A 13840-nucleotide genomic window follows, 5' to 3' on the forward strand; every position below is an offset into this window, starting at 1 on the left:
GGCTTCTCTCGCTTCCCAGCCATTCTCTGGTCCTCTCCATGACGGGATCATTCTATCCCAGTGGGCGGACCACTTCAGAGGGGGCATTTCAGAGAGGCATCGAGCCGCTATCGAAAAGGCGGTCCGTGACTACGGACCCCGAGCCCGCGTCGAAAACCCGATGACACCTGAGAGGGCAAGGATGTCGATCGAGTTCTCGCGGCGCGACGCATTGGATTGGATATTTTTTCGGCGATGGAGAATGGAGGATGGTTGGCTCTCAAAAGAGCAAGCCGGACGAGCGCTCGAAGTGTTTCACGATCGCCTCGCCATCTCTATGCGCAAAATTGTGATCTCAAAACTCTATCCAACGCAGGGAGTCTTTTCAGAATGACCGGTTCGCCGAAAAAAAAACGACATTGGCGCGTGCCGCAGCGAAGGTCAGCAATCCGCCCTTCGTGACCGAGATCAAAGGCCTCGCGGCCTACTGACCCGATGGTCCGTTTCCAATTCACCGGAGAAGATACGATTGCCTTCGGACAGGTGCTGATGATCTCGCCATCCCCAATCATCTCGCCACGATCGGTCGGCTCACGGCCGCGGCCGTGCTGCTGGCGTGTATTTCGCGAGCGTATTGCCGAGGCGAGTAGCCAGTTTCGCGGCGGAATGCAGCGGAGAAAGCGGCCTGAGAGGCGTAGCCAACCTCCGCGGCGATTTGGCCAAGCGCGGCGTTGGACCCGGTAAGGCGGTCCATGGCGAGCGCCATGCGCCACCGGGTTAGATAGCCCAGAGGCGTCTGGTCGGTCACCTTCCGAAAGCGCTCGGCAAAGGTCGTGCGGGACAGACCGGCCTCGGCGGCCAGCCCAGCCAGGGTCCAGCGGCGCGCTGGGTTGGCGTGGATTGCCGCCACCGCACGGGCGACGGAAGCATCCGTCAAAGCGGCGAACCAGCCGCCCAGGCCGGTCTGCTCTTGCAAGAGACAGGCGCGAAGAGCCTGCATCAGAACGAGATGGGACAGATGTGCGATGGCCAATGAACTACCGGGCTGCGGAGTGCGCAACTCTCGAGCGATCCGCTCGACCGACCAACGCAGGACCTCACCCTCCGCGCCGGCCCTGACGATCAAGAAAGGCGGCAACGATGGCAACAGCATCTCCGTGGCGGGCCCGGACAGCAGAAACCGACTGCCAGCCATGAAGAAATCTCCACCGCCGCCATAGGTTGCCGTCCCGCCATGGGGCAAGGGGCTGTAGATCTCGGCGGCATCAACGCCGAACCGTCCAGGTCGCGCCGACAGGACGAACGGCAAGCCGTGAGGTAGTATCGCGCAATCCCCCGCGTCCAGTCGCACCGGCTTGCCCCCGTCCACCGACAGCCAGCATCCCCCTTTGACCAAGGCATTGCACTTGAGGCCCGCGTGACGCTCGAACTGGATCGACCAATCGCCCGCCGCGTCAAACCCGGCAGCGACACACTCGTGCGGCTTGAGGAGTGCAACGATATCAGAAAGCGGGTCCATGCGGGCTTCCGGACGATGGCAACAAGAATCCGAACTCTGCAACATAGATCGTCCGCATTGGGTGGCTAGATGACCCTGCGAAAGCGACAAAGGAAAATCTGCCATGATCCTCATCACCACCCCCGCCGGCGATATCGGCACCCGCGTCCTGTCCCATGTTCTTGAGGCGGGCGAGGCCGTCCGCGTGATCCTGCGCGACGCCTCGAAACTTGACAGGAACACACGCGCCAGCGTCGACGTCATCGAAGGCTCGCACGCCGACGCAGTGACGATTTCCGCCGCCCTCGATGATGTCTCGGCGGTATTCTGGCTCCCGCCTGGGCCGCCGACAGCGGAAAGCCCCGAGGCGGCCTATGTCGCGTTTTCCCGCGCATTCTGCGACGCTCTACCCGGATCGACGGTGAGCCATGTTGTCGGCGTCTCGGCCCTCGGGCGGGGCTGGCCATCCCCGGCTGGCCACGCCGCTGCGAGCGTCGCTATGGACGATAGGATCGGGGCGACCGGCGTCGCCTATCGGTCGCTCGCTTGTGCCTCGCTCATGGACAACCTCGCGCGCCAGGCCGAACCGATCCGGGAGCAAGGCGTCTTCTATCAGCCGACCCCAAGCGACATGAAGCTGCCCCATGTCGCAAAGTCCGATGTCGCACGCGTCGCCGCCGGGCTGCTGTCCAAGCGCGACTGGGACGGTGTCGCGGATCTGCCTCTCTGCGGCCCGGAGAATCTGAGCTTTGAGGAGATGGCTTTGGTCATGTCGGAGGTGCTCGGGCGCGAGATCGCTGTGCACGAGATAACACCGGAGGATTTCGGAGGTATGATGCGCAGAATGGGCGCAACCGAAAAAATGGCGCAGGGCTATGTTGAGATGATGACCGCCAAGAACGAGGGTATGGATACCGCGGCCTGCCCGACCGATCGCTCCGCCACGCCGACGACCTTCCGCACCTGGTGCAAGACAGAGCTGCGTCCGCTCGTGCAGGGGTAACTCGACCGGCTCTCGGGGTCGTCCGGTCCGTCTTGTGCCCTCGACGTGAGGTGTTCGACAGCCACCGCGGGCGTGATGCGCCCCAGCGCTCGGCAGATCTGACAGAGTTTGAAGTCCCGGGCGAGGATGTTGACGCGCGACTTCTGCCAGCGCGATACGTAGCCGCGCCGGGAGTCTTACCTCCGCTGTCCTCCGAGCCCGCCTGTCTGTCTTTCTCATGCGGGGAAATAGGGCCCTCAGTCGGCTGATGCGCGGTGGCAGAGCCATTGGTTTCTTCAGAGGCGGAGCCTGTCCTCAGGCTTCAGGGCTTATGACGGATGCTCACCATTGTCCTCGCACCAGTGGCCGACACATCGTTGATCTGTCTCAAAGGTGGCGTCGCCGTGAAGGCAGTTCGCGGCCGATTGATCGGCGACCTCGTGACCGGTGATCACGGAACGCTCGGGGAGCGGTCCATCTGCCAGTTCAATACCGCAAGCCGGCACTGATTTGCGCTGGAACACAGATAGCGTCACGAACAGCGCTTCTCCAAATTTTCAGTTGACACCATATCCTTCTATTTCTTATAAAATATATACAAATCAATATCTTAGCAAAGAATCCTACCACCCCAGCCATTTCCCTGAATTCACGGTCCTCTGGTCTGCCATAGACCCGCGGTTCACGATCCGCAGTGTCAGAGGCGGTCCCCCGGCTGTGGCGGTGAACCGGCGTCGCGCGGGACGCCGCGGCGACGCTCCGTCCTGCGCTGTTGGCCGCCGCCGTGCAGACGCGGACGACACGCGCCCGACGCGTCACTCCGGATGGCCCACCGCGCCTGTGCGGGCCGGGTCAGGCGTTGCCAATGTCCTCGATACGGTCGCAAAGCACCTGCGCCGCGGTGACGGACCGCCCGGTCGCCAGCGCCATCTGCGGCATCAGCGCCCATTCCAGCATCCACGCCGCGCCCGAGCGTTCCTGCTCGTGGATCAGCGCGTTCTGCACGCCCGCCAGGTGACCCGCGTTGAGCCGCGCCAGCGTCACCAAAAGCTCGGCCAGCACCGGATTCGACTTGTGCGGCATCGCCGAGGACCCGCCGCCACCGGCGATGCGGATTTCGTCCAACCCCTGCTGCGCCATCAGCGCGATGTCCTGGCCCATCTTGCCCAGCGTGCCCGAGAGGCCCGACAGGCAGGCCGCATAATGGGCGACGCCGCCCCGGTCGCTGTGCCAGGCGTGATCGGGGCTGGCGAGACCCAGGCGCTCCGCCATCGCATCGGCAATGACCTGCCCGTCGGCGCCGAACCCGTGGCGCGTGCCAACGGCGCCACCCAGTTGCAAACGCTCCACATCGGCGCGCGCGGCGTCGAGACGCCCGGCCTGCGCGGCGAGCGGCGCGCGCCAGTCACGCAGCCGGTCGGCCACCGTGATCGGCAGCGCCGCCTGCATCCGTGTCCGCCCCATGAGCGGGCGATCCCCGAAGCGGTCCATAAGATCGCCCAGCGCCCTGTCCAGCGCGCCCAGCCGCCGCAGGAGCAGGTCCGACACCGCCCGCAACGTCAGCGCCAACGCGGTATCCATGACGTCCTGCGACGTGGCCCCGGTGTGGATCGCGTCGGCGTGGTCGGTATCGGCCGCGCGCCAGCGGCGCACCAGCGCCGGGATCGGCAGGCCGTCGCGGGCCACGTCCCCGGCCAATGAAACGGGGTCGATCGCGTGGGCGGCCAGCGACGCGGCCGCACCGGCGCCATGGCCCGGCGGAACCCGGCCCGCCGTCTCGAGCGCGTGGGCCAGCGCCACCTTGAAGGCCGTGTAATGCGCGAGCTGCGTCTCGGCGGACCAGAGTTCCGCCATCTCGGGATCGCCGAAAAGCCCGCCGAGCCAGGGGTGAGAGAACACGTCGCTCAAGACAGCCGCCCGCGCATGCCGGCCACCAGTTCGGCCACCCGGTCGGGCAATTCGAGACAGGGCAGATGCCCGACCCCCTCAAGCTCGACCATCGCCGCGCCCGGGATCCGTTCGGCCAGGTCGGCGACGACACGGGGCGGGGTGGTGACATCTTCGGACCCGGCGATGCACAGCACGGGGCAAGACAGGCGCGGCAGAACGGCCGACAGGTCCGCGTCGTGGATCGCCGCGAAGGCGGCGCGATAGCCGGGCTGCGGTGTCCGCGCCAGCATCATGCGCCAGCCCTCGGTCGCCACCGGGTGGGCGGCCCGGAACCCGGGCGACAGCCACCTTTCGATCACGCCGGCGGACATGGCGGGCAGACCAAGGGCGTCGAGGTCGTCCATGCGGGCCTGCCACATCTCGTCGGTGCCGATCCTGTAGGACGTGTTGCTCAGGACGAGGCCGCCGACCAGGTCGGGCCGGTCCTGCGCCAGTTGCAGCGCGATCAGCCCGCCGATGGACAGGCCGACGACCAGCGCGCCCGCCATGGCGACCTGGTCCATGGCGTCGGCCAGGTCCCGCGCGAAACCGGCGATGCTGTCGGTTCCGCCCGACGACAGGCCGTGCCCGCACTTGTCGTGGCGCAGCACCGGCGCTTCGGCGGGCAAGCCCGGCAGAACCGCATCCCAGATCCGCAGGTCGCTGCCCAGCGAGTTGATGAAGACGATGGGCCGCCCGCCGTCGCCCGGGCGCAGCTCCGCGTGCAGGGTCTTGCCGCCCACGTTCAGGAAACGGCGCATGGGACCCCCGAAGGCTCGGTGTGGCGGTCCATCACGCCGGGACGGCCCGAAGGCCCAGCATGCGGCGCGCCTCGGCGGGCGTGGCCACGGGCCGGTCGTTCGCGGCGCAGATCTCGGCCGTGCGCCGGACCAGTGCTGCGTTCGACGGCGCCAGCCGGTCCTTGTCGATCCGCACGTTGTCCTCGAGCCCGGTGCGCGCGTGACCGCCCGCCGCGATGGCCCATTCGTTCAACGTCACCTGGTGCCGCCCGATCCCGGCCGCGCACCACGGCGCATCGTCGCCGAACAGCCGCTTGACCGTCTGGACGTAGAAATCGAACACCAGGCCGTCGACGGGCATGGCATTCTGCACGCCCATGACGAACTGCACGTAGGGTGTCGCGGCGATCTTGCCCTCGGCATGCAGCTTGGCCGCCTGGAAGATATGCGACAGGTCGAAGGCCTCGATCTCGGGCTTGATGTCGTATTCCACCATTTCCGAGGCCAGCCAGTCCACCAGGTCGGGCGGGTTCTCGTAGACGCGCGTGGGGAAGTTGTTCGACCCCACCGACAGCGACGCCATGTCGGGCCGCAGCGGCAGCATCCCGCCGCGCGCCTGCCCCGCGCCGGAGCGCCCGCCGGTCGAGAACTGGATGATCATGCCGGGACAGTGCTTTTCCACGCCTTCCTTCAGCCGTGCGAATTTCTCGGGGTCCGAGGACGGCGTCTCGTCGTCGTTGCGCACATGGGCGTGCATGATGCTGGCCCCGGCCTCGAACGCCTCGTCGGTGCTTTCCACCTGTTCGCTGACGGTGATGGGCACCGCGGGGTTGTTGGCCTTCCTGGGCAGCGATCCGGTGATGGCGACGCAGATGATGCAGGGTTGGGTCATGGCAGTCTCAGATGTCGAAGAACACGGTTTCGCCATCGCCCTGGAGGCGGATGTCGAAGCGATAGACGGGCATCGCGCCGCTGTCGTCGCGGGTGGCGATCAGCGTGTCGCGGCGATGGGGCGGGTCCACGCGGCCGAGGACCGGGTCGGCCGCGTTGGCCGTCCCCTCGTCGTCGAAGTAAAGCCGCGTGTTCAGGCCGATATTGATGCCACGCGCCACGATCCAGAGGTTGATATGAGGCGCCTGCCGGCTGCCGGACCGGCCCGGCACACCGCCGGGCTTCACCGTCTCGAAAGACCATTCACCGCTGTCGAAATCGGCGATCACGCGGCCCCAGCCGCGAAAGCCGTCCTCGACCGTGCCCGAGTTTTCGGGGTGGGCATAGACGCCCTCGGCATTGGCCTGCCAGACCTCGATCAGCACATCCTTTAGCGCGGCGCCGTTGCCGTCCAGCACGCGCCCCTCGACGCGGATCCGCTCGCCCGTGGCATTGGGGCCCGTGATGTCGCGCCCTAGCTCGTGGTCGTAGATCTCTATACCGGTGTCGCTGGGCACAAGGCCGATATGGACATAGGGCCCGGCGGTCTGCGACGCGGTTTCCTTGAGGTAGTCCAGTGGGTTCGCCATGGTTCAGTTCCCCTCCAGCCGGTTTTCGAACAGGGTCGAGCGACGACCGCGCAGCACGATGTCGAAGCGGTAGGCGATGGCGTCGAAGGGGATCGTCGCGTTCATGTCCAGCCGTGCGGTCAGCCGGTCGATCGCGGCCGGGTCGGGGATCGTCTGCACGATGGGGCAGATCGGGATCAGCGGGTCGCCCTCGAAATAGCACTGGGTGATAAGGCGCTGCGCGAAGGCCGTCCCGAACACCGAGAAATGCACATGCGCGGGGCGCCAGTTGTTCACCTGGTTCGGCCAGGGGTAGGCGCCGGGCTTCACGGTGCGGAAGAAATAGTACCCCTCGTCGTCGGTCAGGGTGCGCCCGCAGCCGCCGAAATTGGGATCCATCGGCGCGAGATACGTGTCCTTCTTGTGGCGATACCGCCCGCCCGCGTTGGCCTGCCAGACCTCGACCAGCGTATTGCGCACAGGCTTGGCGTTCTCGTCCAGAACGCGTCCGTGCAGGATGATGCGCTCGCCGATGGCGCTCTCGCCCGCAGCGGCGTAATTCGTCAGAAGGTCGTTGTCGCCCTCGGCGATATCACCGTGGCCGAAGCGCGGGCCGGTGATCTCCGACACCGTGTTCTCCAGCGAGATCAGCGCCTGGTTCGGGCTGCGCGCGACGGATGTCTTGTAGGCGGGCGCGTATGCCGGCGGGTGGATCGACCTGTCGCGCATGTAGAATTCGGCGGGGGTCTTCATGGGGTTTCGCCCTCCATCTCGGCAAAGGTGGCCTTGGCCAGCTTGATCGCGTGGTTGGCCTTCGGCACGCCCGCGTAGACCGCCACGTGCAGGAAGGCCTGCATCACGTCATCCTTGCTGGCGCCCGTGTTGACCGTGGCGCGGATGTGCATCGGGATCTCGTCGAAATTTCCGCAAGCCGCCAGCAGCGCAAGCGTCAGCATCGACCGCTCGCGGTGGGGGATCGTCGGGTCGGACCACACGGTACCCCACGCGCCCTCGGTGATCATGGTCTGGAACGGCTGGTCGAACGGTGTCTTGCCCGCCTCGGCGCGGTCCACGTGGGCGTCGCCCAGCACGGCGCGCCGGGTTGCCATCCCGTCGTCGTATCGTTGGCTCATCCCTGCTCCTCCGCTGCGATGCCCGCCTGACCATATGATAATCCACGGGACGATTATATTGAAAAGGTCCACTCTTCGTATAACCATAAGATTATGAATTGGCCTGCCCGCCTTCACCTGCGCCACATCCGCTCGTTCCTCGAGATCGCGCGCGCCGAAAGCATCTCGAAGGCCGCTGAGACCCTGAACGTCACGCAGCCGGCGGTGTCGAAGGGCCTGAAAGAGCTCGAGGAGATCCTGGGCACACGGCTGTTCGACCGGGTGGGCCGGGGCCTTCGGCTGAACGAGGCGGGCCGCATTTTCCAGGCCCATGCCGCGGCGTCCATGTCCGAGCTCATGCGCGCGCAGGAAAGGCTCGCGCGCGACGGCGGCGCGCCCGCGCGGCTGTCGGTGGGGGTCTTGCCCACGGCCGCCGGGGATCTGCTGCCGCGCGCGGCGCTGGCCTTCGGTGATGCCCTGCCGAAGGCCACGCTGCACGTGCTGACGGGGCCGAACTGGCTGCTGTTCAACCACCTGCGCGACGGCACGGTGGACCTTGTCGTGGGGCGCATGCCCGAGCAGGACTCGGCCACCGGGGTCACCTTCGAGCAGCTCTACCTCGAGGATATCGTGCTGGTCTGCCGCCCCGGTCACCCGTTGCTGACGGCCCCCGCCCCCGAGGCGGGCCTGCCCGCCTATCCGCTGATCCTGCCGCCGCGCGGCGCGGTGATCTCGGCCACGGTCGAGCGGTACCTGGCCAGCATCGGACTGCCGGGCCTGCGTGCCGCAATCGAGACGGTGGCGCTGCCGATCGGGCGCAAGGTCGTGCGCATGTCCGACGCGGTATGGTTCATTTCGCGCGGGGTGGTCGCCGACGATATAGACGACGGCAAGCTTCGAACCGTGGCGCTGCAATCGCCGCTACTGTCGGGGCCGGTGGGCATCAGCGTGTCGCGCGCGGCCCCGATCAGCGTGGCCCGCGATGTCTTCGCCGACTGCCTGCGCGCGGCGGTGCGTGGCTGACGGACCGGCAACGGGTGCGCGGCCGGGCCAGGCACCATCGATTCCGACACCGACCGGAATCACTTCCGCGGCGGAAGCGTGATGACCCGTGCCTCCGGGATGCGCGTCCGGGCCATCTCGACGAGGTGGACGTGGTGGGTGAACAGGATCGCCTGGCCGCGACGGCCCAGTTCGGCCGTCAGTTCCAGCGCGGCGGCGGCACGCGTGTCGTCGAAGGTTTCCAGGATGTCGTCGGTCACGAAGGGCAGCGGGCCGGCCTCGGCCACGAAGGCGGCGTGCCCCGCGATGCGCAAGGCGAGGTAAAGCTGCGCGCGGGTGCCGGTCGACATCCCGTCGGCGGGCACAGGCACGTCGTCGCTGATGCCCACCATCCGTTCGCCCTGCCCTTCCCGCCATGTCTCGAGCCTTTCCCACACGCCGCCGGTCAGGGTGGCGAAGGCCGCCTGTGTCTCGCGCAGCATCAGGCCGCGGCGGTCCTCGCCCAGGCGCCGCAGGGCGGCCCGTGCGGCGGCAAGACCGATCATGCGGGCGGCGGCGTCCCGTGCGCCGGACCGCAAGTCCTCCAGCAGCGCCGCCCGGTCCTGGTCGGCGGCCGCCGCGCCGCCGGCGTCCAGGGCACCGCGCAGAGCCTCCTCGGCCGCGCCGAGCGCCTGGTTCGCGGTGTCGGCCTCCGCCTCGGCCGTGGCGACGGCGTCTGCCAACAGCGGCAGGCGCGCGGGGTCGTCGACCGACTCTTCGCCGGCCAGGCGGGCGGCATCGAACCCCACGGCCGCCCGGGCGATATCGTCGTCGATCCGCGCGAGATCGGCGCGCAGGGCATCGCGCTGCGCCAGCCGACGGGCGAAGGCGGGCGGGTCCGCCGCCTCGGCCCCCTCCTGCCCCTCCAACAACGCGGATATCCGACCCCGCGCCGCGCGCGCGTCCATCTCGGCGGTCCGGATCGCCTCGTCGGCCTTCTCGTGCGCGGTGGACTGGGTGGCGATTTCACGCGCGGTCTCCTCGGCGGCGCGGAAACGGGACTCGGCGGCCCGGATCAGCGCGTCCGCGCCCTCGGCGTCACCGATGATCCGGCGCGGCAGGGCCGCGGCGGCCCCGAAGGCGGCAAGCGCGCGCTCCATGGCATCGATCCGGCGGTCGAGGTCGCGCAGATCCCCCATCAGCCCGGCCAGGTCGCGCGCGTCGGGCAGGGCCGCACGGATCGCCTGCGGGGCCATCCCCTCGGCCCAGCTGCCGGCCGCGACATCCTCGACAACCGCGAGACGAGCCCGCGCATCGCGCTCGGCACGCTCGGCCAGCTTGGCTAGCTTGTCGATCCGCGCCGCCTGATCCTCCCAAGCCGTGCGCGCGGCCTGCGCGCCGCGCAGCGTCTCGAGATGGCGGCGCGCGGCGGGAACCAACGCGCCCGCCCCGAGGTCTCCGCCGCTGTCGGCAAGGGCCGAGGCCAGCGTTTCGGTCAGCGCGGCGTGCCGCGTCTCGGCGCGGGTCAGCCGGGACCGCGCCGTCTCGGCGGCTGCCGCGCGGTCCAGAGCCGTGGCAAGCATCGTCCGCCTTGCGCGGACCGCCGTCCCCGGCGCGTCGGGTGGCAGCAGGAGCCGCGCGGCCATTTCGGCCAGAGCCTTCATCGCTTTGTCGTTCCGCGCCTTGGCGGACTCGACCAGTTCAAGCGCCGTGCGCGCCTCGACCTCGGCGGCTGCCAGCTCTTCTTGGCGGGCCAGCAATGCGGCCCGGGCATCGGCACCCGCCGCGTGCGCCGCAATGGCGGCATCGTCGGCACGAAGGGCGGCTTCGAACCGGTCGGCGGTTACCGCGTCAAGTGCGGCGCGGTGGGCGGACCACGCGGCCTCGCGCTCACCGCGCAGGCGCTGCAAGGCCGCCGCGTCCACGCTGCCCGGGTTCCGCTCGGCCGCGTCCAGCCGGGCCCGCGCCGTTTCAAGCGCGGCACGGGCGTCCGAGGCGTGCGTATCGGCTTCGGCCAGCCGGGTGGCAGCGTGCTCGGCTTCGGACAGAACGGCAGCGACGGTGTCGTCCCCCGGCAATTCGCCGGTGTCGGACAGCCGCGCGCGCCAATCCTGCGCCAAGCCTTCCGCCGCGCTGTCGGCGGCGGCGTCGCTGTCGGCCGCGGTCTCGCGCAGGGCATCGAGGTCCGGCGCGTCCTCCTGCATGGCCGCCAGCGCATCGGACAGGGCATCCTCGCCCTTTGGCACCGGGGGCGGCGCTCCGTGATCCTCGCGCGCATCGTCCATCGTGGTTCGGGCCGCGCGCGCCTCGACCTCGGCCTCCGCGAGGCGCTGCACCGCCGCGTCCAGCCGGTCGTGGATCTCTCGCCGCAACCCCGGCGGCGGATCGTCGAGGCCCCGGCCCGTGATCTTGCGGCACAGCCGGTCCGCATCCCGGGCCACCGCCGCGCGCTCGTCCCGTCGCCGGTCGAGATCGGCCTCGGCCCCGCCGACCCGCATCAGCAGCGGCTGTCCGTCGAAGGTCATTTCGCGGATCTCGGCGATCACGGGACCCAGGTCCAGCCCGTCCGGATCGGGCACGAGGCCGTGCAACCGATCGGCGGCGGCATCACGCGCCGCGATGGACCGTGCGCGTCGGGCGTCGGCCTCGCGCGCGTTCTCGACAAGGGCGGCGATCTCGGGCACGGCATCGGGCGGCAGGTCCGGTCCGTCCGGGAAGTCGTCGAGCTGCCGGGCCACGCGGTCCCGCTCGGCCCGCAGCGCGGCGCGTCGGGCGGCGGCCTCGGCATGGGCCAGCGCGCGCCTGGCCTCGGAAAGCCGGTCGCGCGCCGCACCGGCTTCGGCCCGCCGCGCGTCGCGGGTCCGCAAAAGGTCGTCGTGGCGCAGCGGCGCCAGCCGGCCGTCATGGATCGTCGCGTCCAGCGCCTTCAGCTGGCGCTTGGCCTCGGGGACGGCCTGTTTGCTGCCGCCTTTCTGGTAGAACGCGTCCACGTCGGACTGCACGTCGTCCAGCGCCTGCGACAGACCGGACAGGCCGCTCGTCCCCGCATGAAGCAGGCGGCCGAGATCGCCTTTCGCAGCCGCGATCTCCTCGCCGCCCGACCGCAGAACCGCGTCGTTCAGGGAAAACCGCGTGCGGTAGGCGTCACGGTCGAGCCCGTGCAGGTGGGTGGCCAGCACGTGTTCGGGCAGACCGCGGCCATCGCCATCGGTCAGCGATCCGGTCTTCTTCGGCGTACGCTGAAGCGTCAGGGTGCCGCCATCGACCTCGATCTCGGCGCCCACCAGCAGGTCCTTCCGGTCGAAGCGGAAGGCATAGGGCGTGTTGCGGGGCGGAAAGCCGTAAAGCAGGTCCAGCCACGCGGTGAAGGCCGTGCTTTTTCCGGCCTCGTTGGGGCCGTAGACGACCGTGACATCGCAGTCGCCGGTGGCCGCGCCGAAATCGAGGCTCTGCCCCTCGAAGTGCCCATAGCGGACCAGGTCGAGCCGGCGCAGCCTCATTCCGACCGCGCCATTGACAGGCGGGCCGCGACGGCCGCGAGGCCATCGGCCATCAGTCCCTCGAGCGTGTCGTCGTCGATCGCATCGCGCGCCTCGGGCGGCAGGGCATCGCGCAGGTCCGACAGCATCCGCGCAGCTTCTTCCCGGAAGCCCGCCGTACCGGCCTCGAGGCGCATCAGCGCGACCAGGTCGCCGGCGGCCGCGTCGTCGGGCACCGACAGGTCGGGGGCGACGCGCACGCGATCCAGGTAAAGCTCGCCGATCTCGGCCGCCAGTTCCGACAGCGCGTGCCGCGCGTCCCCCGCCCCGGCGGCGAATGGCTGCGCGCCCGGCCCCGCGAGGGTGACGCGCAGGACGGTGGGCCCCTCGGCGGCACCGCGCAAACCATCGGCAATCCGGTGCAGCCGGGCGGTCTGCGTGTCGTCGCCGGGCAGATCGATCGACACTTCGCGGAAGCCCACGAGGCCGACCGGCAGTTCCTCGGCTTGCGGTCCCTCCCCGTCGATCCGCACCAGCGTGACCGAGCCACCGCGGGATTCGCGGATGTGGCGGCCCTGCGGGATACCGGGCATCACCACCAGCGCGCGGTCGCCCCGCCATTCCTGCCGCGCGTGGATGTGGCCTAGCGCCCAGTAGTCATAGCCGTGCTCAAGCAGGTCCGAGACGGCGCAGGGCGCATAGGGGTCGTGCCCGCGCGTGCCGTCGGGCGAGCAATGCATCAGGCCGAGGTTGATCCGGCCCGGAACCGGCGCGGGGTACCGGGGCAGCAGGCTGCGCGTCTCGGGACCGCCCGAATGCGACGTGCCGTGGATCGTGGCTGCGCCGATCTCGACGCTGGGCCGATCGGCATCGAGCAGGAAGACGCTATCGCCCAGCGCGCCGTAACGCGCCGGGTCCAGCAGCCCGTCATGGTTGCCGCGGATCAGGACGGTCGGGATGCCGGCGGCGCCCAGCCGCCCCAGCGCGCGGGCCAGAACCGTGCGCGTGGCCACGTCCGGCACGCCGTTGTCGAACACGTCCCCCGCGAGCAGCAGCGCATCGACCCTTCGCTCGATCGCGAGGTCGACGATCCGCGCCAAGACCTGCCGCGACGCGTCGTGAAGGCGACCCGCCAGGTCCGGGTCGCGCAGCGCGACCGAGCGCAGCGGAGAATCGAGGTGGAGGTCGGCGGCGTGCAGGAACCGCATTTCAGGACCGCGCCGCCGCGGAACCGGTGCCCGGCGACACGCCGCTTTCGGTCACCAGTCGCTTCGGATCATCCGGCGCGCGGGTCGCGACCGGGCGTGCCACCCTGACGGCTGGGTCCAGATCATCCGCCAAGCCACACCACCCTCACGACCAACCTGTTCCCGCGTTATCCATTCCATCTCGTGAACCGGAAAAGACCAGAGGCTCTGGCGAATTCCAAATCAAATCTGACCCGGCTCCGACGGGGCCCGTGGCCTGCGGATATAAAGGCCGCGGCCCGCACGATGTCGCGGGTGGCACCCGCGGGATACGGGCGGCCGTGATGACCCGCGACCGCCCGAGCCTGCGCCGACCACTCCCGCGGGCACTTGGAAAGACCGATGAACGCGATGGACGACGCCCGCGCGGGGGCGCCGTCCCTGCCTTTCGGTG

At 69.2% G+C, this 13840-nt stretch carries 12 protein-coding genes; 3 read left to right on the forward strand and 9 right to left on the reverse strand.

The genetic code is table 11. The features are described from left to right. Positions 1-181: 181 nt before the first annotated feature. Positions 182-373 carry a hypothetical protein gene (locus tag BUB76_RS17735; protein WP_139250903.1) on the forward strand — a complete coding sequence of 64 codons (192 nt, stop codon included), beginning with the start codon at positions 182-184 and terminating at the stop codon, positions 371-373. Between the two features lie 174 nt (positions 374-547). Here the strand turns inward: BUB76_RS17735 and BUB76_RS15925 are convergent, their stop codons facing one another. After that, entirely contained in the window at positions 548-1498 is a 951-nt protein-coding gene (locus BUB76_RS15925) for an AraC family transcriptional regulator (protein WP_073129968.1), read from the reverse strand. Between the two features lie 103 nt (positions 1499-1601). On the opposite strand from BUB76_RS15925, the gene BUB76_RS15930 reads away from it, so the two are divergent. Beyond that, a complete protein-coding gene (locus BUB76_RS15930; protein ID WP_073129972.1) occupies positions 1602-2480 on the forward strand; it encodes an NAD(P)H-binding protein in 879 nt (292 codons plus the stop codon). Positions 2481-3311: 831 nt separating this feature from the next. On the opposite strand, the gene BUB76_RS15935 is transcribed toward BUB76_RS15930, so the two are convergent. Genes BUB76_RS15935 through pcaC form a run of 6 tightly spaced genes read right to left on the reverse strand, consistent with a single transcriptional unit; the run spans position 3312 to position 7760 of the window. Continuing rightward, positions 3312-4358, reverse strand: a complete 1047-nt coding sequence (locus BUB76_RS15935) for a 3-carboxy-cis,cis-muconate cycloisomerase (RefSeq protein ID WP_236737941.1) — start codon at positions 4356-4358, stop codon at positions 3312-3314. A 5-nt stretch (positions 4359-4363) separates the two neighbouring features. Continuing rightward, the gene (locus tag BUB76_RS15940; protein ID WP_073129978.1) at positions 4364-5149 is read right to left on the reverse strand and encodes an alpha/beta fold hydrolase; all 786 of its coding nucleotides are present in this window, start codon (positions 5147-5149) and stop codon (positions 4364-4366) included. 31 nt (positions 5150-5180) lie between these two features. Then, complete coding sequence (locus BUB76_RS15945) at positions 5181-6020, reverse strand: 3-oxoadipate:acetyl-CoA acetyltransferase (RefSeq protein WP_073129981.1); 840 nt, start codon at positions 6018-6020, stop codon at positions 5181-5183. 7 nt (positions 6021-6027) lie between these two features. After that, positions 6028-6648 (reverse strand): protocatechuate 3,4-dioxygenase subunit alpha, encoded by a 621-nt coding sequence (gene pcaG, locus BUB76_RS15950; protein WP_073129984.1) that lies wholly within the window; start codon positions 6646-6648, stop codon positions 6028-6030. A 3-nt stretch (positions 6649-6651) separates the two neighbouring features. Beyond that, positions 6652-7380, reverse strand: coding sequence for a protocatechuate 3,4-dioxygenase subunit beta (pcaH, locus tag BUB76_RS15955; protein WP_073129988.1), 729 nt, complete (start codon positions 7378-7380; stop codon positions 6652-6654). Further along, positions 7377-7760: a 4-carboxymuconolactone decarboxylase gene (pcaC, locus tag BUB76_RS15960; protein ID WP_073129991.1), complete on the reverse strand. Its 384-nt coding sequence runs from the start codon at positions 7758-7760 to the stop codon at positions 7377-7379. Before pcaC ends, pcaH begins: the two co-directional genes overlap by 4 nt. Before the next feature lie 93 nt (positions 7761-7853). Here pcaC and pcaQ point away from each other — a divergent pair, with 93 nt between their 5' ends. Beyond that, positions 7854-8762 (forward strand): pca operon transcription factor PcaQ, encoded by a 909-nt coding sequence (gene pcaQ, locus BUB76_RS15965; protein WP_073129994.1) that lies wholly within the window; start codon positions 7854-7856, stop codon positions 8760-8762. 59 nt (positions 8763-8821) lie between these two features. Here pcaQ and BUB76_RS15970 read toward each other — a convergent pair whose 3' ends face one another. Together BUB76_RS15970 and BUB76_RS15975 are read right to left on the reverse strand one after the other, a co-directional pair. After that, the gene (locus BUB76_RS15970; RefSeq protein WP_073129997.1) at positions 8822-12220 is read right to left on the reverse strand and encodes a YhaN family protein; all 3399 of its coding nucleotides are present in this window, start codon (positions 12218-12220) and stop codon (positions 8822-8824) included. Further along, entirely contained in the window at positions 12217-13407 is a 1191-nt protein-coding gene (locus BUB76_RS15975) for a metallophosphoesterase family protein (RefSeq protein WP_073130001.1), read from the reverse strand. Before BUB76_RS15975 ends, BUB76_RS15970 begins: the two co-directional genes overlap by 4 nt. Between the last annotated feature and the right edge of the window lie 433 nt (positions 13408-13840).

Source organism: Palleronia salina (genome assembly GCF_900141995.1).
In the GTDB taxonomy this organism is placed as follows: domain Bacteria; phylum Pseudomonadota; class Alphaproteobacteria; order Rhodobacterales; family Rhodobacteraceae; genus Palleronia; species Palleronia salina.

Excerpts from the sequence above, each read along its gene's own strand:
- BUB76_RS17735 (WP_139250903.1), top strand. The coding sequence starts at position 182 with ATGTCGATCGAGTTCTCGCGGCGCGACGCATTGGATTGGATATTTTTT.
- BUB76_RS15925 (WP_073129968.1), bottom strand. The coding sequence starts at position 1,498 with ATGGACCCGCTTTCTGATATCGTTGCACTCCTCAAGCCGCACGAGTGT.
- BUB76_RS15930 (WP_073129972.1), top strand. The coding sequence starts at position 1,602 with ATGATCCTCATCACCACCCCCGCCGGCGATATCGGCACCCGCGTCCTG.
- BUB76_RS15940 (WP_073129978.1), bottom strand. The coding sequence starts at position 5,149 with ATGCGCCGTTTCCTGAACGTGGGCGGCAAGACCCTGCACGCGGAGCTG.
- BUB76_RS15945 (WP_073129981.1), bottom strand. The coding sequence starts at position 6,020 with ATGACCCAACCCTGCATCATCTGCGTCGCCATCACCGGATCGCTGCCC.
- pcaG (WP_073129984.1), bottom strand. The coding sequence starts at position 6,648 with ATGGCGAACCCACTGGACTACCTCAAGGAAACCGCGTCGCAGACCGCC.
- pcaH (WP_073129988.1), bottom strand. The coding sequence starts at position 7,380 with ATGAAGACCCCCGCCGAATTCTACATGCGCGACAGGTCGATCCACCCG.
- pcaC (WP_073129991.1), bottom strand. The coding sequence starts at position 7,760 with ATGAGCCAACGATACGACGACGGGATGGCAACCCGGCGCGCCGTGCTG.
- pcaQ (WP_073129994.1), top strand. The coding sequence starts at position 7,854 with ATGAATTGGCCTGCCCGCCTTCACCTGCGCCACATCCGCTCGTTCCTC.
- BUB76_RS15970 (WP_073129997.1), bottom strand. The coding sequence starts at position 12,220 with ATGAGGCTGCGCCGGCTCGACCTGGTCCGCTATGGGCACTTCGAGGGG.
- BUB76_RS15975 (WP_073130001.1), bottom strand. The coding sequence starts at position 13,407 with ATGCGGTTCCTGCACGCCGCCGACCTCCACCTCGATTCTCCGCTGCGC.